The organism is Streptomyces sp. NPDC042002 (assembly GCF_055588305.1).
On the sequence record NZ_JBVJCT010000022.1, the window covers coordinates 86,263 to 104,039 of the forward strand.

17 protein-coding genes are annotated in these 17,777 nt (G+C 72.7%); 5 read left to right on the forward strand and 12 right to left on the reverse strand.

Translation table 11 applies throughout. The features are described 5' to 3' along the window. Positions 1-75 precede the first annotated feature (75 nt). The 4 genes from ACZ6KY_RS27415 to ACZ6KY_RS27430 are packed head-to-tail and all read left to right on the forward strand — an operon-like array spanning position 76 to position 5,555. Positions 76-1,383 (forward strand): ABC transporter substrate-binding protein, encoded by a 1,308-nt coding sequence (locus ACZ6KY_RS27415; protein WP_469312945.1) that lies wholly within the window; start codon positions 76-78, stop codon positions 1,381-1,383. Beyond that, entirely contained in the window at positions 1,380-2,294 is a 915-nt protein-coding gene (locus ACZ6KY_RS27420) for a carbohydrate ABC transporter permease (RefSeq protein WP_469312946.1), read from the forward strand. Before ACZ6KY_RS27415 ends, ACZ6KY_RS27420 begins: the two co-directional genes overlap by 4 nt. Before the next feature lie 4 nt (positions 2,295-2,298). Beyond that, positions 2,299-3,198, forward strand: a complete 900-nt coding sequence (locus ACZ6KY_RS27425) for a carbohydrate ABC transporter permease (protein WP_469312947.1) — start codon at positions 2,299-2,301, stop codon at positions 3,196-3,198. A 50-nt stretch (positions 3,199-3,248) separates the two neighbouring features. Beyond that, the gene (locus ACZ6KY_RS27430; RefSeq protein WP_469312948.1) at positions 3,249-5,555 is read left to right on the forward strand and encodes a beta-xylosidase/alpha-l-arabinosidase; all 2,307 of its coding nucleotides are present in this window, start codon (positions 3,249-3,251) and stop codon (positions 5,553-5,555) included. 75 nt (positions 5,556-5,630) lie between these two features. On the opposite strand, the gene ACZ6KY_RS27435 is transcribed toward ACZ6KY_RS27430, so the two are convergent. The 4 genes from ACZ6KY_RS27435 to tsaB are packed head-to-tail and all read right to left on the reverse strand — an operon-like array spanning position 5,631 to position 8,131. Next, entirely contained in the window at positions 5,631-5,882 is a 252-nt protein-coding gene (locus ACZ6KY_RS27435; RefSeq protein WP_469312949.1) for a hypothetical protein, read from the reverse strand. Next, positions 5,879-6,994, reverse strand: a complete 1,116-nt coding sequence (tsaD, locus tag ACZ6KY_RS27440; protein ID WP_469312950.1) for a tRNA (adenosine(37)-N6)-threonylcarbamoyltransferase complex transferase subunit TsaD — start codon at positions 6,992-6,994, stop codon at positions 5,879-5,881. The genes ACZ6KY_RS27435 and tsaD overlap by 4 nt, the downstream gene beginning before the upstream one ends. Next, positions 6,987-7,460: a ribosomal protein S18-alanine N-acetyltransferase gene (gene rimI, locus ACZ6KY_RS27445; protein WP_469312981.1), complete on the reverse strand. Its 474-nt coding sequence runs from the start codon at positions 7,458-7,460 to the stop codon at positions 6,987-6,989. The genes tsaD and rimI overlap by 8 nt, the downstream gene beginning before the upstream one ends. Positions 7,461-7,477: 17 nt before the next feature. After that, positions 7,478-8,131, reverse strand: coding sequence for a tRNA (adenosine(37)-N6)-threonylcarbamoyltransferase complex dimerization subunit type 1 TsaB (tsaB, locus tag ACZ6KY_RS27450; protein ID WP_469312951.1), 654 nt, complete (start codon positions 8,129-8,131; stop codon positions 7,478-7,480). Between the two features lie 110 nt (positions 8,132-8,241). On the opposite strand from tsaB, the gene ACZ6KY_RS27455 reads away from it, so the two are divergent. Beyond that, the gene (locus ACZ6KY_RS27455) at positions 8,242-8,796 is read left to right on the forward strand and encodes a hypothetical protein (RefSeq protein ID WP_469312952.1); all 555 of its coding nucleotides are present in this window, start codon (positions 8,242-8,244) and stop codon (positions 8,794-8,796) included. A gap of 94 nt (positions 8,797-8,890) precedes the next feature. On the opposite strand, the gene ACZ6KY_RS27460 is transcribed toward ACZ6KY_RS27455, so the two are convergent. From ACZ6KY_RS27460 to glmS, 8 genes are all read right to left on the reverse strand, one after another. After that, positions 8,891-9,079 (reverse strand): hypothetical protein, encoded by a 189-nt coding sequence (locus ACZ6KY_RS27460; RefSeq protein WP_469312953.1) that lies wholly within the window; start codon positions 9,077-9,079, stop codon positions 8,891-8,893. Between the two features lie 188 nt (positions 9,080-9,267). Further along, complete coding sequence (tsaE, locus tag ACZ6KY_RS27465) at positions 9,268-9,801, reverse strand: tRNA (adenosine(37)-N6)-threonylcarbamoyltransferase complex ATPase subunit type 1 TsaE (protein WP_469312954.1); 534 nt, start codon at positions 9,799-9,801, stop codon at positions 9,268-9,270. Further along, the gene (locus tag ACZ6KY_RS27470; protein WP_469312955.1) at positions 9,767-11,002 is read right to left on the reverse strand and encodes an alpha/beta fold hydrolase; all 1,236 of its coding nucleotides are present in this window, start codon (positions 11,000-11,002) and stop codon (positions 9,767-9,769) included. The genes tsaE and ACZ6KY_RS27470 overlap by 35 nt, the downstream gene beginning before the upstream one ends. Before the next feature lie 168 nt (positions 11,003-11,170). Further along, a complete protein-coding gene (gene alr, locus ACZ6KY_RS27475) occupies positions 11,171-12,343 on the reverse strand; it encodes an alanine racemase (RefSeq protein WP_469312956.1) in 1,173 nt (390 codons plus the stop codon). A gap of 137 nt (positions 12,344-12,480) precedes the next feature. Beyond that, a complete protein-coding gene (locus ACZ6KY_RS27480) occupies positions 12,481-13,392 on the reverse strand; it encodes a L,D-transpeptidase family protein (protein ID WP_469312957.1) in 912 nt (303 codons plus the stop codon). A gap of 318 nt (positions 13,393-13,710) precedes the next feature. Next, positions 13,711-15,141, reverse strand: coding sequence for an NAD(P)H-hydrate dehydratase (locus ACZ6KY_RS27485; RefSeq protein ID WP_469312958.1), 1,431 nt, complete (start codon positions 15,139-15,141; stop codon positions 13,711-13,713). A 312-nt stretch (positions 15,142-15,453) separates the two neighbouring features. Further along, positions 15,454-15,825 (reverse strand): holo-ACP synthase, encoded by a 372-nt coding sequence (locus tag ACZ6KY_RS27490; protein ID WP_469312959.1) that lies wholly within the window; start codon positions 15,823-15,825, stop codon positions 15,454-15,456. Positions 15,826-15,877: 52 nt separating this feature from the next. Next, positions 15,878-17,725, reverse strand: coding sequence for a glutamine--fructose-6-phosphate transaminase (isomerizing) (gene glmS / locus ACZ6KY_RS27495; RefSeq protein ID WP_469312960.1), 1,848 nt, complete (start codon positions 17,723-17,725; stop codon positions 15,878-15,880). Positions 17,726-17,777 lie beyond the last annotated feature (52 nt).

Here is a 17,777-nt window from a genome sequence, read left to right on the forward strand (position 1 = left end):
ACATTCGAAAAATGACTCGAAACATTCGCGATGGATCATCGGCGATCCTTCGCGCTTACCGAGAGGTGCCGTCCTATGGAGTCCCACAGCAGACGTTGGTTCCTCGGCGCGGGCACGGCCGCCCTGGCCTCTGTCGGCGGGCTCACCGCCTGCGGGTCCGGCAGCGGCTCGGGCTCCGACGGGACGCTCACCGCGTTCGTCTACGGGGACGACGCGGCGAAGATCCAGGTCAAGTCCGTCAACCGGTTCAACGCGTCGGCCGCCGCGAAGAAGGCCAAGGGCACGATCAAGCTCCAGAAGGTGCCCGCCACCGACTACCCGGCCAAGCTGCGCACGGCGATGGGTTCGCCCAACGCGCCCGACGTCTTCTTCAACTGGGGCGGCGGCTCCATCAAGGCCTACCGGGAGGCCGGCCAGCTCGTCGACCTGACCGACGTCATCACGTCCGACCCGGTGCTCAAGAGCGGCTTCCTGCCGTCGGTGCTGGCGGCGGGCGGACTGGACGGCAAGAACTACGGCGTGCCGATGCGCGGCATGCAGCCCGTGATCCTCTTCTACAACAAGACCGTCTTCGCGGAGCAGAAGCTCCAGCCGCCCACCACCTGGGACCAGTTGCTGGACATCAACACCAAGCTGAAGAAGGCGGACATCACCCCGTTCGCCCTCGGCGGCGCGGACATCTGGCCCGAACTCATGTGGCTGGAGTACCTGGTCGACCGGATCGGCGGCCCCCAGGTCTTCGAGAAGATCAAGAACGGTGACGCCTCCGCCTGGGGCGACCCGGCCGTCCTCAAGGCCGCCCAGACGGTCAAGCAGCTGATCGACGACGGCGCCTTCGGCAAGGGCTACAGCTCGGTGGGGTACGGCAACGGCGGCGCTCCCGCGGTCTTCGCCAAGGGCAAGGCGGCGATGCATCTGATGGGTTCGTGGGAGTACTCCACGCAGCTCGGCAAGTTCCCCGACTTCGCCAGAAAGAACATGGGCTGGTGCGCCTTCCCGCAGATCGAGGGCGGCGCCGGCGACATCCGCAACGTGGTCGGCAACCCCACCAACTACTGGTCGGTGAACGCCCACACCTCCAACAAGGACGCGGCGATCGCCTTCCTGCGGGACTCCGCCTCCCTGGCGTACACCAAGGAACTCATAGCCAACGGCGACGTCCCGGCCACCTCGAACGCGGCGACCCTCCTGGACGCCTCGCCGAACCCGGAGTTCGCCAAGTTCCAGTACGAGATGGTGCAGAAGGCCCCGGCGTTCACGCTGAGCTGGGACCAGGCGGTCGACCCGGACGTGTCGACGCCGATGCTCACCGAGGTCAACAAGCTGTTCGTGGGCAAGTCCTCGCCGACGCAGTTCGTGGCGGCGCTCAAGGAGCTGAAGTGAGCGTCACGCAGGTCAAGGGCGGCTCGCGGAACGACGTCGGCCGCCCCCGCTCCGCCCGGCGCAACAGGGCCGGCCGCCCCAGCGCGGCGCTGGCCGTCCCCGGCGTCCTGTTCTTCGCGTTCTTCGCCATCGCCCCGATGCTCCTCGCCTTCTACCTGTCGTTCACCAAGTGGAACGGCCTGGGCGACCCGCAGCCGACCGGTCTGGCCAACTGGCGCAAGCTGCTGGGCGACGAACGGCTGACCCAGTCGCTGACGGTCACCGTCGCGCTGACCGTGGTGAGCTGGGCGTTCCAGACGGTGATCTCGCTGCTGCTGGGCGTCTGGGCGGCAGGGCGGCAGCGCAACCGCGCGGTGCTCTCGGCGATCTTCTTCGTGCCGTTCCTGCTGTCGTCGACGGCGATCTCGCTGCTGTTCTACGCCCTGCTGGACCCGAACTTCGGCATCATCCACCAGGACACCCTCGGCACGACCAGCGGCGCGTTCCTCGCGATCGTGTTCGTCGGCGGCTGGCAGTTCATCCCCTTCCACACCCTGATCTACCAGGGCGGGGCGCGACAGATCCCCGAGGTGCTCTACCAGGCGGCGGCGATCGACGGGGCCGGGCGCCTGCGGCAGTTCTTCTCGATCACGCTGCCGCAGCTGCGCAACACGGCGACGACATCAGGGGTGTTGATGGTCGTCGGTTCGCTGACGTACTTCGAGACGGTCCTGATCCTCACCCAGGGCGGTCCGGGCACCGACACGGCGATCCTGCCGTACCTGATGTACGAAGCCGGCTTCAAGAGCTACGACTTCGGCTACGCGAGCGCCGTCGCCTCCTTCCTGGTGCTCGCCGCGACCGCGTTGTCCCTGCTGATGGTGAAGCTGTCCGGCTTCGGCACGATGCGCAGCACCCGGGAAGGGATGTGACGACATGTCACACGACACACTGCCCCGTCCCGTGAGGACGGACTCCGCCCCGGCCGCCGAGCGGCCCCCGCGCCGCCGCCGGCACTGGTCCCGGCGCGCCAACCCGCTCGCCGGCGCCGGCACGCTGGTCTGGCTGGCCGTCGTGATCATCCCGATCTACGCGATGATCTCGGCCTCGCTCACCCACCAGGACGAGGCGCTGGGCCACAACGCCCTGAAGCCGCCGTCCCATCCGACCCTGGACAACTACAGCACCGTCCTGGACAACGGCTTCGGCCACCTGCTGTGGAACACCGTGCTCGCGGCGGCCGGGGTCGTCCTGATCGTCCTGGTGCTGTGCGTCCCGCTGTCCTACGTGGCCGTGCGGACCCGCAGCGTCTGGTCGGGGGCCGCGTTCCGGCTGTTCCTGCTGGGCGTGGCGATCCCGGCGCAGGCCGTCGTGGTGCCGCTCTACCTGATGATCGCCAAGCTGAACCTGTACGACAGTCTGCTCGCGATCGTCCTGCCGACGGCCGCGTTCGCGATGCCGGTGTCGGTGCTGATCCTCACCGGCACGCTGCGGGACATCTCGGAGGAGATGTACGAGGCGATGGCACTGGACGGCGCGTCCACCACCCGGATGCTGTTCCAGCTCGTCATCCCGATGTCCAAGGGCGGCATCAGCACCGTCGTCATCTACTCGGCGCTCCAGGCCTGGAACGGCTTCCTCTTCCCGTTGATCTTCACCCAGTCCGACGGGCCACGGGTGCTGACCCTCGGCCTGTTCGACTACGTGAGCGAGTTCGGCGTGAACATTCCCGCGATCCTCGCCTCGGTCGTCCTCTCCGGTGTCCCGATCTTCATCGTGTACCTGGTGGCCCGCCGCTCGCTGGTCGGCGGCCTCATGGGTGTGGGCGGCAAGTGAACGTGTACGACCAGGGGCGCCCGAACCCCCCTTTCCCCGACAGGAGTTCCATGACCACCCCTCCCTGGCGCGACCCCGCCCTGCCCGCCGCGACCCGCGTCGACGACCTGCTCTCCAGGATGACCCTGGAGGAGAAGACCGCCCAGCTGTACGGCGTGTGGGTCGGCGCCGCCACGGACGGCGGCGGAGTCGCCCCGCTCCAGAGCGAGATGGCCTCCTCGTACGACTGGGACGAGCTGATCACCCGCGGGCTCGGCCAGCTGACCCGCTCCTTCGGCACCGCCCCCGTGGACCCGGCGCTGGGCGCGCAGGCCCTTGCCCGCGCCCAGCGCCGGATCGCCGAGGCGGGCCGCTTCGGCATTCCGGCGGTCGCCCATGAGGAGTGCCTGGCGGGCTTCACGGCCTGGCAGGCGACGGCGTACCCGGTCCCGTTGTCCTGGGGTGCCACGTTCGACCCGGAGCTGGTGGAGGAGCTGGGCCGGCGCATCGGCGACGACCTGCGCTCGGTCGGCGTCCACCAGGGCCTCGCCCCGGTCCTGGACGTGGTCCGCGACCTGCGCTGGGGCCGGGTGGAGGAGACGATCGGCGAGGACCCGTACCTGGTCGGCACCGTCGCCACCGCCTATGTGCGGGGCCTGGAGTCGGCCGGGATCGTGGCCACGCTCAAGCACTTCGCCGGGTACGCGGCCTCCGCGGGCGCCCGGAACCTGGCGCCGGTGCGGGCCGGGGTGCGCGAGCTCTCCGACATCACCCTGCCGCCGTTCGAGATGGCGCTGCGCGAGGGCGGCGCCCGCTCGGTGATGGCCGCCTACAACGACACGGACGGCGTCCCGGCGTCGGCCGACCCGTATCTGCTGACCGAGCTGCTGCGCGACGAGTGGGGCTTCACCGGCACGGTGGTCTCGGACTACTTCGGCATCGGCTTCCTCCAGACGCTGCACCGGGTGGCCGGCACCGAGGCCGAGGCGGCGCACAAGGCGTTGGAGGCCGGCATCGATGTCGAGCTGCCCACGCTGAAGTGCTACGGCGAGCCGCTGGTGGCCGCCGTCCGCGCGGGCACCGTCCCCGAGTCGCTGATCGACCGGGCGGCCCGCCGGGTACTGCTCCAGAAGTGCGAACTCGGCCTGCTGGACGAGGACTGGCGCCCGGAGACCGGCCGCCCCGTCGACCTGGACTCCGCGGCCAACCGGGCGCTCGCCCGCAGGCTCGCCGAGGAGTCGGTGATCCTGCTGGACAACGCGGACGGCGTGCTGCCGCTGGCCCCGGACACCCGCATCGCGGTGATCGGCCCGCGCGCGGACGACCCCCTGGCGATGCTCGGCTGCTACTCGTTCCCCTCGCACGTGCTCACGCACCACCCCGAGGTCCCGACCGGCGTGGACATACCGACCGTGCTCGACTCGCTGCGCGCCGAACTGCCGGACGCCAAGGTGACGTTCGCGCAGGGCTGCGGGGTCTCGGAACCGGACCGGTCCGGTTTCGAGGAGGCGGTGGCACGGGCCGCCGAGGCCGACGTGTGCGTGGCGGTGCTCGGTGACCGTGCCGGACTGTTCGGCGGGGGTACCTCGGGCGAGGGCTGCGACGTGGCCGACCTCGGCCTGCCGGGCGTGCAGGGCGAACTGCTCGACGCGCTGGTCGCCACGGGCGTGCCGGTGGTCCTGGTGCTGCTCACCGGCCGCCCCTACGCGCTGGGCCGCTGGCAGGACCGTCTCAGCGGCGTGGTCCAGGCGTTCTTCCCCGGCGAGGAGGGCGGGCCCGCGGTGGCGGGCGTGCTGTCCGGCCGGGTCGGCCCGTCCGGCCGACTGCCGGTGAGCGTGCCGCGCGACCCGGGCGGCCAGCCGTGGACGTACCTCCAGCCGCCGCTGGGCCTGGCGGGCGAGGTCAGCAGCCTGGACCCGACACCGCTGTACCCGTTCGGCCACGGCCTCTCGTACACGTCCTTCGACTGGGAGCCGGACGAGACGCCCGGGGCCGAGATCGACACCGACGGTTCGTACGACGTGTCGGTGACCGTCCGCAACACCGGTGAGCGCGCGGGCGCCGAGGTCGTCCAGCTGTACCTGCACGACCCGGTGGCCTCGGTGACCCGCCCGGACGTGCGGCTGATCGGCTACCGGCGGCTGGACCTGGCACCGGGCGAGGCCCGCCGGGTGACCTTCCGCTTCCACGCGGACCTCTCGGCGTTCACCGACCGCACCGGCACTCGGATCGTCGAACCGGGCGCCCTGGAGCTGCGGCTCGCCGCCTCCAGCGCGGACACGCGCCACACGGCCCGGCTGAACCTGACGGGTCCGGTACGGCGGTTGGGCACGGACCGGCGCATGCGCTGCGAGACGGAGGTCACGCGGATGTCGTGACCTGGCGGGCGGACCACTCCGGGTTCCGGTCGCGCGATCGGGTACTCCGCGACCGGAACCAGCCGCCGCCCGCCGTCAGTCCGCCGACTCGAAGCGCCACCTGTGTACCGCCCGGGTCACCAACTCCCCGTCCGGCTCGGGCAGTTCGGGCAGCTCCGCGTCGTAGTCCGCTTCCCACCAGGTGATGACGAGGACCCGGTCCTGGGGCGCCCGCAGGATCTCCCGCCGCACCGGGTTCCCCGGGAGTTCCTGCCCCCGCACCCAGGCGAGCAGTTCCTCGCCCCGGCCGGCGACGGCCCGCGCCTCCCACATCAGCGCGACGGTCACGGGTAGAGGTTCTCCTTCGCGACCTCGTGCACATGATCGTGCGAGTGCGCATGCGTGTGCGTATGCCCGCGCCCCGGCACGTGCGGGTCCGTCACCGGCAGCGAGGAGTCCGCCGAGAGGTCCCAGTCGGAGGCGGCCCGGTTCCGGGCGACCATCTCGGCGCCCAGCGCGGCGACCATCGCGCCGTTGTCCGTGCACAGCTTGGGGCGCGGCACCCGGAGCCGGATCCCGGCGGCCTCGCAGCGTTCCTGGGCGAGCACGCGCAGCCGGGAGTTCGCGGCCACGCCGCCGCCGATCATGAGGTGGTCGACGCCCTGGTCCTTGCACGCGCGGACGGCCTTGCGGGTGAGCACGTCCACCACGGCCTCCTGGAAGGACGCGGCCACATCGCGCACCGGCACGTCCTCCCCGGCCGCCCGCTTGGCCTCGATCCAGCGGGCCACGGAGGTCTTCAGACCGGAGAAGGAGAAGTCGTAGGCCGGATCGCGCGGCCCGGTGAGTCCGCGCGGGAACGCGATGGCCTTCGGGTCGCCCTCCTTCGCGTACCGGTCGATGACCGGGCCGCCCGGGAAGCCGAGGTTCAGCACCCGCGCGATCTTGTCGAAGGCCTCGCCGGCCGCGTCGTCGATGGTCGCGCCCATCGGCCGTACGTCGGAGGTGATGTCGGTGGACAGCAGCAGCGACGAGTGGCCGCCGGACACCAGCAGGGCCATCGTCGGCTCCGGCAGCGCGCCGTGCTCCAGCTGGTCCACACAGATGTGGGAGGCGAGGTGGTTGACGCCGTACAGCGGCTTGCCCAGCGCGTACGCGTACGCCTTCGCGGCCGAGACCCCGACGAGCAGCGCCCCGGCGAGCCCGGGTCCGGCGGTGACGGCGATGCCGTCCAGGTCCCCGGCCGACACCCCCGCGTCCTTCAGCGCCCGCTGGATGGTCGGGACCATCGCCTCCAGGTGCGCCCGGGACGCGACCTCCGGCACGACCCCGCCGAAGCGCGCGTGCTCGTCGACGCTCGACGCGATGGCGTCCGCGAGCAGGGTGGTCCCGCGGACGATGCCGACACCGGTCTCGTCGCAGGAGGTCTCGATGCCGAGGACGAGTGGTTCGTCAGCCATGGGTCTCTGTTCCTTGTACGGAGGTCGATGGGTCGCGCAGGCGCATCACCAGGGCGTCCACGTTCCCCGGCTGGTAGTAGCCGCGCCGGAAGCCGATGGGCTCGAAGCCGAAGCGCTCGTACAGCTTCTGCGCGCGGACGTTGTCCACGCGGCATTCGAGCATCACCTCGGCGCAGTCGAAGTCGCTCGCGGCCCGCAGCAGTTCGGTGAGCAGCCGGCCGCCGAGGCCGGTGCCCCACTGGTCCTGCCGCACCGCTATGGTCTGCACGTCGCCCAGGTCTCCCGAGGCGGCGAGCCCGGCGTATCCGACGAGCCGGTCGCCGTCGGAGGCGACCAGATAGCGCCGGGTCGCCTCCGGCCCGCGGGAGTGGGCCAGCTCGGACCAGAACATGCCCCGGGACCAGGCGTCCACAGGGAAGAGTTCCTTCTCCAGCTCCAGTACGGGATCGATGTCCCACCAGCGCATCTCGCGCAGCACGACGGTCACTTGGGGGTGACCACCTTGTAGTTCTTGGGCACCTGGGCGTCCGGACGGCGCAGATACAGCGGCCGGGGCGGCTCCGGTTCCTCACCCGCGGCCAGCCGCTCCGCGGCCAGGGAGGCGAGCGCGGCGGCCGAGACGTACTCGGGTGCGCGGGCGTCCGTGAAGGTGTCGGGGTACAGGAGCGCGCCCGCGCCGACGGCGGGCAGCGCGGTGATCGTCCCGTCGATCTCGGCGGGGCGGTCCACGGCGGGCTCCGACAGCCGGGTACGACGGTCGGCGTAGCGCGCCCAGTAGACCTCCTTGCGCCGGGCGTCCGTGGCGACGACGAAGGGACCCTCCACGTCGGCCGCGTACGCGAGCCCGTCGAGGGTGCACACGCCGTGCACGGGCACGCCGAGCGCGAGTCCGAAGGTGTCGGCGGTCATGAGGCCGACGCGCAGCCCCGTGTACGGGCCGGGGCCGACGCCCACGACGATGCCGGTGACGGCGTCCAGCTTGAGGCCTGCCTCGGTGAGCACCCGGTCGACGGCCGGCAGCAGCAGCTCCCCGTGCCGGCGGGCGTCCACCTGGCTCGACGAGGCGATGACGGACGTGCCGTCGTGCAGGGCGACGGTCACGGCGGGGGTGGCGGTATCCAGAGCGAGCAAGAGCACGCAAACAGCGTACGGCGCCGGAGCCTGACGCAAGGCCGCCCGGGACTCCCGTCCCTCGGCTGCTACCGTCACAGCAAGTACGTACGAAGGTCGAGAGGTGGGCACACAAGGTGGCTAGGAGCAGCTCGGGAATCGTGGCCGGGCTCACCGTGGCAGCGGTCGCGGCGGTCGGCTTCCTCGCCTTCCAGGCATCGGCGAACGTTCCGGACAACCTGGGCAAACCGGCCACGAGCGCGTCGGCCGAGTCCTCCGCCCCCAAGGCATCCCGGAAGAAGAAGGACCCGGCCGCGCTGCCGGCCCCGTCCGGCACCGGTGTGCGGGTCGTCTACTCGACCGGCGGCGACCGCGTCTGGCTGGTCGGCTCGGGCAACAAGGTGCGGCGCACCTTCAAGGTCACCCCGGGCACGGTCGACCCGGACGTCGGCACCTACGACGTCACGTCGCGGTCGGGCTCGGTCCCCGGGTCCGACGGCACGCAGATCGAGCACGTCGTACGGTTCACGTTCGTCAACGGCATCGCGATCGGCTTCAGCGCCGCGGTGGACGGCTCCACGGAAGCCCCGGACCCGGACAAGAAGCTCGGCGGCATCCGCGCCTCGCGCGCCGACGGCGACGCGATGTGGGCGTTCGCGACCGTGGGCGCCAAGGTCGTCGTCATCAAGTAACGGCACGTTGCCGTGCCGGCGCCCGGGCGATCTCTGCCGCGTCGGCGCCCGGGCGGCCAATCGAGTCCAGGAACCTTCCAGCCCCGCGTCGGCGTCAGGCGGCCTTGCGGGGGCGTTCCACGGCGTCCGGTTCACTCAGGGGCGCGCGGGGCGGCCTGGACACCGCCTCGGCGGCGGCGCACGCCGCCAGCAGATCCCGCATCGACACCCCGGCCATCGCGCGCGGCGCGGCCGGCACGTCACGTTCTGAAGCCGGCACTGCAGCCGACTCTGATGCCGACATGGACGCCTCCTCGGGCTTCGGGGGCAAGCATGGTTAGGTAGACCTAACTACGTACTGATGTCCATGTGACCACGGCCGGGACGCCGAACGCAATATTTTGCCGACGCCCTGTCGGAAACGTTGGCCGAATGTACGAGCGAAAGGCACCCGCGCCGCGAAACCCCGGTGGCACCGCGAGCGTGTCGCCGTCAGGCCGCGAGCGTGGTCAGATCGGCGGCGGCCCAGCGCTGCCCGAGTCCGGTGACCGTCACGTGCCGCACCTCGTCGGTGGTGTCCCCGACGGCCCGGTGGATGACGACGTGCAGCCGGTCGTCGGTCAGCTCCTCGACCTTGCCCTCGCCCCACTCCACGACGATCACGGAGTCGGAGAGCGAGACGTCGAGGTCGAGGTCCTCCATCTCGTCGAGCCCGCCGCCGAGGCGGTACGCGTCCACGTGCACGAGCGGCGGCCCGTCGCCGAGGGAGGGGTGCACGCGGGCGATGACGAAGGTCGGCGAGGTGACCGCGCCGCGGACGCCGAGCCCCTCACCGAGTCCGCGGCTCAGCGTGGTCTTGCCCGCGCCCAGCTCGCCGTTCAGCATCACGAGGTCGCCCGCGCGCAGCAGCTTGGCCAGTCTGCGGCCCAACTCCTGCATCTGTTCGGGCGAGTTGACGGTGATCTGCGCGCCGACGCCGTCCTGGGCGGGCTCAGCCGGGTTGTGCGCTGCTGCTGGTGCTTCCATAGCCGCCCACGGTAGCGCCTGCCGGCACGGCTCCCGCGCGCACGAGGAGGTCGGCGAGGCGGTCTATGACGACCTCGGGATGCTCCAGCATGACCAGGTGCCCCGCGTCGGGGACGAGCACCAGCTCCGCGTCCGGCAGCAGGTCGGCGATGGCCTCGCTGTGCTCGCTCGGCGTCACCAGGTCCTTGACCCCGGCGAGGACGAGGACGGGCATCTCGGTGAACCGGGCGAGCGCGGCGGTCTTGTCGTGTTCGGTGAACGCCGGGTAGAACTCGGCGACCACGTCGATCGGCGTGCCCTCGATCATCCGTTCGGCGAACCGCTCGATGGCCGGGTCGACGTCCCGGCTCGCGAACGAGTACCGCTTGATGACCCCGGCGAACAGGTCGGCCGTGGCCCGTCGTCCGCGCTCCACCAGGGCGGCCTGCTGCCCGAGCGCCTTCAGCACACCGGGGAGCACGCGCCGCACGGCGGCGACGCCCGCGACGGGCAGCCCGAAGTTGACCTCGCCGAGCCGCCCCGACGACGTACCCACCAGGGCGACGGCGACGACCCGGTCGCGGATCAGCTCGGGGAAGTGATCGGCGAGCGCCATCACGGTCATACCGCCCATGGAGTGCCCGACGAGCACGATCGGACCCTCGGGCACCGCCGCCTCGATGACGGCCAGCAGGTCGCGGCCGAGCTGGTCGATGGTGACGGGCGACCGGTCCTCCAGCTGGGCGACACCCCGCCCGGATCTCCCGTGGCTGCGCTGGTCCCAGTGCACCGTGCGCACGACACCGCGCAACGCGGCACGCTGGAAGTGCCAGGAGTCCTGGTTGAGGCAGTAGCCGTGGCTGAAGACGACCGTGACGGGGGCGGGGGCCTTGCGGCCGAAGAGCCTGCGCCGGCGCGGGGCGAGCGAGGCCTCCGGCTCGGGCTCGTCGACCTCGTAGTACAGCTCGGTGCCGTCGTCGGCGTACGCCTTGCCGGGCATGCCGCGCAGCGAGCCGTACGGGCCGGTCGAGTCGAGGGCGAGGCGCGCCTTCTTGCGTATGCCGCGGCCGACCGTGAGCCGCTCGATCGCGACCCCGGCCGCGGCACCCGCCGCGACCACGCCTATCGCGGCGCCGGCGACTCCGGCCCTGCGCCAGTTCCCGGCGGAGGCGGCGGCCGCCGAGGCCGCGCTCACGACGGCCTCCGCGCTGCTCTCGCTCACGTCCCGCTCCTCTTCGCTCCGGCTGTCGGCCGTCCGTTGTCGGCTGTCCGCTGTCCGCTGTCGACTCTGGCTGTGCGCGCGCCGGTGCGGCTCTCGCCCACCGGGTGCCGCCGGCCGCCCGCCGCTCTCCGCTCGCCGGGCCCCGCGCGCCTGTTCGGCTAAAGGGTGTTACCCGTCCTGTTCCTCTTTCACATTCACGTAGACGCGCGGAACGCGGGTTCCGATGCGCGTGACGATCTCGTACGCGATCGTGCCCGCCGCGCGTGCCCAGTCCTCGGCGGTGGGCTCACCGCCGTCGCCTGGCCCGAACAGGACCGCCCGGGCGCCGGGCTCCGGCTCGTCACCGCCGAGGTCGACGACGAACTGGTCCATGGCGACCCGGCCCGCGACCGTACGCCACTTGCCGCCGACCAGGACGGGGCCGGTGCCGGAGGCGTGCCGCGGGATGCCGTCCGCGTAACCGACGGGGACGAGGCCGAGGGTGGTCTCGCCGGGGGTGACGTAGTGATGGCCGTAGCTGACGCCATGGCCCGCAGGGGCGTGCTTCACCAGCGCGATCGACGCGCTCAGTGTCATCACCGGGCGCAGTCCGAAGTCGGCCGGGGTGCCCAGCTCCGGGCTCGGCGAGATCCCGTAGACCGCGATCCCGGTCCGTACGAGGTCGAAGTGGCTCTCGGGGAGGGTCAGCGTCGCGGGCGAGTTGGCGATGTGCCGCACCTCGGGGCGTGCCCCCTGCTCCTCGGCGTACGCCACCATCTCGCGGAAGAGCGCGAGCTGGGCCTGGATCGAGGGGTGCCCCGGCTCGTCGGCGCAGGCGAAGTGCGACCAGAGGCCGGTGACGGTGATCAGCCCGCGTGCCTCGGCGCCCAGGGCCTCGGCGACGAGCTCCGGCCAGTCGGCGGGCTGGCAGCCGCCGCGGCCGAGGCCGGTGTCGGCCTTGAGCTGCACCCGGGCGGGCGCGCCGACGGCCTCGGCGGCCGCCGTGACCTCCCGCAGCGCCCACATCCCGCTGACCGACACGTCGACATCGGCCTCGATGGCCTCGGCCCAGGGGCCGCCCGGGGTCCAGAGCCAGCACATGACGCGCCCCGGCAGGCCGGCCGCCCGCAGGGCGAGCGCCTCCTCCGGGGTGGCCGTGCCGAGCCAGGTGGCGCCCGCCTCGCGCGCGGCGCGGGCGCACGGGACCGCGCCGTGGCCGTACGCGTCGGACTTGACCACGGCCATCACGGCCGCGGTCGGCGCGTGGGCACGCAGGGTCCGCACGTTGGCTCGCAGGGCGGCCAGATCGATCTCGGCGCGGGCGCGCAGGGGCGCTGTCCGCGGGTGTGCTGTGTCTGTCATCGCGCCCCAGTCTCTCAGAGGCGCGGGACAGCCCTCCGGCACCGGTCCCGGGACGTCCCGTGCCGGTCTCGGCCCGACCGACGGCACGGGGACCTGTCCGGTCGGTCGGGCCTAGCTGCCGGGCCCAGCTGCGGGGCCTAGCTGCCGGGCCTTCGGCCCCAGACGTAGACGCGGTCGCGCGTCCTGAGCACCTTCCAGAGGGCGCGGGCGTCGGCGAGCCGCAGATTGACGCAGCCCATCGAGCCGCCGACCGTGCGGATGCTGCCGTAGACGGCGTGGAATGCCTGCCCGCCGCTGAAGAACTGGGCGTACGGCATGGGGGTGTTGTACAGGGTCGACCAGTGGTACCGGTGCCTCCAGTAGATCCTGAACCAGCCGGTCCGGGTACGGTGCCCGACTCCGCCGCTGCGCATCGGCACCGGCCCGTACAGGATCCGGCCGCGCTTCTGCACCCAGGTGAGCCCGTGGGTGAGGTCGACGCAGGCGACCCGGTAGGAGCGGGCCGGGCAGCCGCGGGTGACGTGCGGGGCGCTCCGCGCGTCCAGCACCCGCATGCGGGCCCAGGTCACCGGGCCGGCGATTCCGGTGACCGGCTCGATGCCGTGCTTCTTCTGGAAGGCACGGATGGCCCGGCAGTCGGCCGCCGACTGCTTCCCGTCCACCCGCAGCTTCAGCCACCGCTCGACCTGCCGCTGGTACGGGCCCTTCCGCCCGTCGCACGCCGCCGCCGGACGGGCTCCGGCCTTCTCGACGGGCACGTACGTGATCGGCACGTCCGCTCCCTCGGGCGCGTCCCGCGCGTTCTCCCCGGCGGAGTCCATGCCGGTGTCCACGTCGGTGTCCACGGCCGGTGGCGGCACCGGCAGGCCCGGGATCTCGCCCTGCCAGGACGGGAACGGTCCTCTCGCCGCACCGGGCAGCTTCTCGCCGACGGGCCCGGAGGCGGGCACCGGCGGCGCGGACGCGGCCGCCACCGTCCCCACGGGCACGGCCGCCACCACCGCCAGCAGCACCGCGATCCCCCGGGACACCCTTCGTCTGCTCATCATGCGAACAGCCATACGCAACAACGCGCCGCCCCCGGGTGAGCCGCGCGGAAAAGGTCCCCCGATCTGGGCAACGCGTCCGCCCACCCGATCCCCGACCCGCCCCACACCTACGGACAAGCCCCGCGCGGGGCCACGAACGCCGAGGAAGTGAACCTTCGCGGGCGTGGGACGGCGAGGGCCGAACCTCGTGGGACAGCGGACGCCGAAGGCCGAGCCTCGGGGGACGACGGGACGGCGAAGGCGTGAACCGTGTGGGCGTCGGACCGCGAGGAGGGTCGAGCCTCGTGGCGGTGAGGGCCGAGCCTCGTGGGGCGGCGGTCAGCCGAGGGTGTCGCGCCAGGCTTCCGGGATGGCGGCGGCCACGTCGTGGGCGCCGGCGGGCGCGCCGTCCGCGGCGAAGCGGCCGGCGAGCCCGTGCAGATACGCGGCGACACTTCCCGCGTCGAGCGCGGAGAGCCCCGCCGCGAGCAGCGAGCCCGCCAGCCCCGACAGCACGTCGCCGCTCCCCGCGGTGGCCAGCCACGCCGTCCCCGTGGCGTTGACGCGCACCGCGCCGCCGGTGGGATCGGCGACCAGCGTCGTCGCCCCCTTGAGCAGCACGGTCGCCCCGTACAGCCCCGCCAGTTCCCGTACGGAAGCGAGCCTGGCCGCCTCCACCGCCTCCCGGGCCACCCCGAGCAGCGCGGCGGCCTCCCCGGCGTGCGGAGTCATCAGCGTCGGCGCGCTGCGGGCCCGTACGGCCTCCCGCTCGGCGAGCCGCAGCCCGTCCGCGTCCACCAGCACCGGCACGTCCGCGTCCAGGACCTCCGCGACCGCCGAGGCGTCGTCCCCGGCCCCGGGGCCCACCACCCAGGCCTGCACCCGGCCCGCCTTCGACGGCCCCGTGCCGGACACCAGCGTCTCGGGAAAGCGCGCGATGACGGCGTCCGCGGCGGGCCCGACGTAGCGAACGGCCCCGGCCCCGCCCCGCAGCGCCCCGGACACGGCGAGCACCGCCGCTCCGGGGTAGCGGGCGGACCCGGCGGCGATCCCGACGACTCCGCGCCGGTACTTGTCGCTCTCGGCCCCAGGCAGCGGCAGCCGGGCCGCGACGTCCGTGTGCTGGAGAGCCTCCAGATCGGCCGGGTCGGGCAGGTCGAGCCCGATGTCGACAAGGCGTACGGAACCGGCGTACCCGCGCGCCGGATCGACGAGCAGCCCCGGCTTGTGGGTGCCGAAGGTGACGGTGAGGTCGGCGCGGACGGCCGCGCCGAGCACCTCTCCGGTGTCCGCCTCGACCCCGCTCGGGAGGTCGACCGCGACGACGGCGGCACGGGACGCGTGCGCGAGTTCGGCGAGCCGCGCGGCATCCGGCCGCAGGCCGCCCTTGCCGCCGATCCCGAGGATGCCGTCCACGATGAGATCGGCCCGCCGCACGAGCGGTTCGGCGGCGCCGGGCGCGGCCGAGGTGCCACCGGCGCGCAGCAGCGCCGCGAGTCCTCCCGGGTGGGTCCGTTCGGGGGCGAGCAGCACCGCGGTGACGCCGGCGCCGCGCCGGGCGAGGCGCGCCCCGGCGTAGAGGGCGTCGCCGCCGTTGTCCCCGCTGCCGACCAGCAGCACCACCCGCCGGCCGTACACCCGGCCGAGCAGGTCCGCGCAGGCGGCGGCGAGCCCGGCGGCCGCCCGCTGCATCAACGCCCCTTCGGGGAGCCGTGCCATCAGCTCCCGCTCGGCGGCCCTCACGGTCTCCACGCTGTACGCAGTACGCATGCAGCCGAGTCTCCCCCACCGGCACACGCCGTGCGCCCCGTCCAGAACACCTACCCGGACCCGGCCGCGCCCGGGGCGGGGACGGACGGGTGGAGCGGGACCGCCGAACCGGCCCCCTCGCCCGCTCGCCCCCTCGCCCCTTCGCCGGCGACCTCGGTCCCGGCGCGCGGCCGGACGACAGCGTCGGGTCCCGGACCACGGGCCCGGGACCTCGTCATACCCGCGCTCCTGGGCGCCTGTTGGGCCCTGCCGCGCCTTCCCGGAGCGCCGGACTGCCAGAGCGCCAGACCGCCGGCCCCCGGACCGCCCCGGCTACCCCTCCGCCACCACCACCGCCGAGGCCACCCCGGCGTCGTGACTGAGCGACACATGCCAGGAGCGCACGCCCAGTTCGGCCGCGCGGGCCGCCACCGTGCCCTTGACGCGAAGTCGCGGCTGGCCGCTGTCCTCGACGTAGACCTCGGCGTCCGTCCAGTGCAGTCCCGCCGGGGCACCCAGCGCCTTGGCGAGCGCCTCCTTCGCCGCGAAGCGGGCCGCGAGCGAGGCGATGCCCCGCCGGTCACCGCTGGGCAGCAGCAACTCACGCTCCACGAAAAGGCGTTCGGCCAGCCCGGGCGTCCGCTCCAGCGAAGCCCGGAACCGGTCGATCTCGGCCACGTCGATACCGACCCCGATGATGCTCATGTCCGCACCCTAGAGGGCGGGGCCGCGGCACGGCCTCACGCCGGGGCCCCGCTCACTCCACCGTCACCGACTTCGCCAGGTTGCGCGGCTGGTCCACCTCGTTGCCGCGGGCCGTCGCCAGTTCGCAGGCGAACACCTGGAGCGGGACCGTCGACACCAGCGGCTGGAGGAGAGTGGGGGTGGCCGGGATGCGGATGAGGTGGTCGGCGTACGGGACGACCGCCTCGTCGCCCTCCTCCGCGATGACGATCGTGCGGGCGCCCCGGGCCCTGATCTCCTGGATGTTGGAGACGATCTTGTCGTGCAGGACCGAGCGCCCGCGCGGCGAGGGGGCCACGACGACCACCGGCATGTCCTCCTCGATCAGCGCGATCGGGCCGTGCTTCAGCTCGCCCGCCGCGAAGCCCTCGGCGTGCATGTACGCCAACTCCTTCAGTTTCAGGGCGCCTTCGAGCGCGACCGGATAGCCCACGTGTCGTCCGAGGAACAGCACGGTGTCCTTGTGGGCGAGGGAGCGCGCGAGCTCCCGTACCGGCTCCATGGTCTCCAGGACCCGCTCGACCTCGCGGGAGATGCGGGACAGTTCCCGGATCACGGCCTGGATCTCGTCGCCCCACTTGGTGCCGCGCACCTGGCCCAGGTACAGCGCCACCAGGTAGCAGGCCACGAGCTGGGTCAGGAACGCCTTGGTGGAGGCGACGGCGACCTCGGGACCTGCGTGCGTGTAGAGCACCGCGTCGGACTCGCGCGGGATCGTCGAGCCGTTGGTGTTGCAGATCGCCAGCACCCGGGCGCCCTGCTCGCGGGCGTGCCGCAGCGCCATCAGCGTGTCCATGGTCTCGCCGGACTGCGAGATCGCGATGACGAGCGTACGGCGGTCCAGGATCGGGTCCCGGTAGCGGAACTCGCTGGCCAGCTCCACCTCGCACGGGATGCGCGTCCAGTGTTCGATGGCGTACTTGGCGATCAGCCCGGCGTGGAACGCGGTCCCGCAGGCGACGATGACGACCTTGTCGGCCTCGCGCAGTGCCCGGACCGGGATGCGTACCTCGTCGAGCGTCAGCGAACCGGCCGCGTCGATCCGCCCCAGCAGGGTGTCGGCGACCGCCTTGGGCTGCTCGGCGATCTCCTTGAGCATGAAGTAGTCGTAGCCGCCCTTCTCCGCCGCCGACGCGTCCCAGTCGACGTGGTACGAGCGGACCTCGGCGGGGCTGCCGTCGAACCCGGTGACGGTCACCCTGTCGCGGCGCAGTTCGACCACCTGGTCCTGGCCCAGTTCGATCGCGGAGCGGGTGTGGGCGATGAACGCGGAGACGTCCGAGGCGAGAAAGGCCTCGCCCTCTCCGACGCCCACCACGAGCGGCGAGTTCCGGCGGGCGCCGACGACCACGTCCGGATCGTCGGCGTCCACCGCGACCAGCGTGAACGCGCCCTCCAGGCGCCGGCACACCAGCCGCATGGCCTCCGCCAGGTCCGCGCACGAGGAGAACTCCTCGGCGAGCAGATGGGCGACCACCTCGGTGTCCGTCTCGGAGGCCAGGTCGTGGCCCCGCTCGGCCAGTTCGGCGCGGAGCAGGGCGAAGTTCTCGATGATGCCGTTGTGGACGACGGCGACCCGGCCCGCGTTGTCGAGGTGCGGATGGGCGTTGGCGTCCGTGGGTCCCCCGTGGGTGGCCCAGCGGGTGTGCCCGATCCCCGTCGTTCCGGCCGGCAGCGGCCGACTGCCGAGCTCCTTCTCCAGGTTGACCAGTTTCCCGGCCCTCTTCGCGACGGCGAGCCCCCCGTCCGCCAGGACGGCGACACCCGCCGAGTCGTATCCCCGGTATTCCAGCCGCTTCAGCCCGGCCATCACCACGTCGAGCGCAGACTGCGACCCCACATAACCCACGATTCCGCACATGGCGGCAGCGTACGGTTCATCGCCCTCCCGAATCAGGCCGACCGTGCCCGAT

Bases quoted from the DNA above. Each gene is read 5' to 3' on its own strand.
- ACZ6KY_RS27415 (WP_469312945.1), top strand. From the start codon at position 76: ATGGAGTCCCACAGCAGACGTTGGTTCCTCGGCGCGGGCACGGCCGCC.
- ACZ6KY_RS27425 (WP_469312947.1), top strand. From the start codon at position 2,299: ATGTCACACGACACACTGCCCCGTCCCGTGAGGACGGACTCCGCCCCG.
- ACZ6KY_RS27430 (WP_469312948.1), top strand. From the start codon at position 3,249: ATGACCACCCCTCCCTGGCGCGACCCCGCCCTGCCCGCCGCGACCCGC.
- tsaD (WP_469312950.1), bottom strand. From the start codon at position 6,994: ATGGCTGACGAACCACTCGTCCTCGGCATCGAGACCTCCTGCGACGAG.
- rimI (WP_469312981.1), bottom strand. From the start codon at position 7,460: ATGCGCTGGTGGGACATCGATCCCGTACTGGAGCTGGAGAAGGAACTC.
- ACZ6KY_RS27460 (WP_469312953.1), bottom strand. From the start codon at position 9,079: ATGTCGGCATCAGAGTCGGCTGCAGTGCCGGCTTCAGAACGTGACGTG.
- tsaE (WP_469312954.1), bottom strand. From the start codon at position 9,801: ATGGAAGCACCAGCAGCAGCGCACAACCCGGCTGAGCCCGCCCAGGAC.
- alr (WP_469312956.1), bottom strand. From the start codon at position 12,343: ATGACAGACACAGCACACCCGCGGACAGCGCCCCTGCGCGCCCGCGCC.
- ACZ6KY_RS27480 (WP_469312957.1), bottom strand. From the start codon at position 13,392: ATGATGAGCAGACGAAGGGTGTCCCGGGGGATCGCGGTGCTGCTGGCG.
- ACZ6KY_RS27485 (WP_469312958.1), bottom strand. From the start codon at position 15,141: ATGCGTACTGCGTACAGCGTGGAGACCGTGAGGGCCGCCGAGCGGGAG.
- ACZ6KY_RS27490 (WP_469312959.1), bottom strand. From the start codon at position 15,825: ATGAGCATCATCGGGGTCGGTATCGACGTGGCCGAGATCGACCGGTTC.
- glmS (WP_469312960.1), bottom strand. From the start codon at position 17,725: ATGTGCGGAATCGTGGGTTATGTGGGGTCGCAGTCTGCGCTCGACGTG.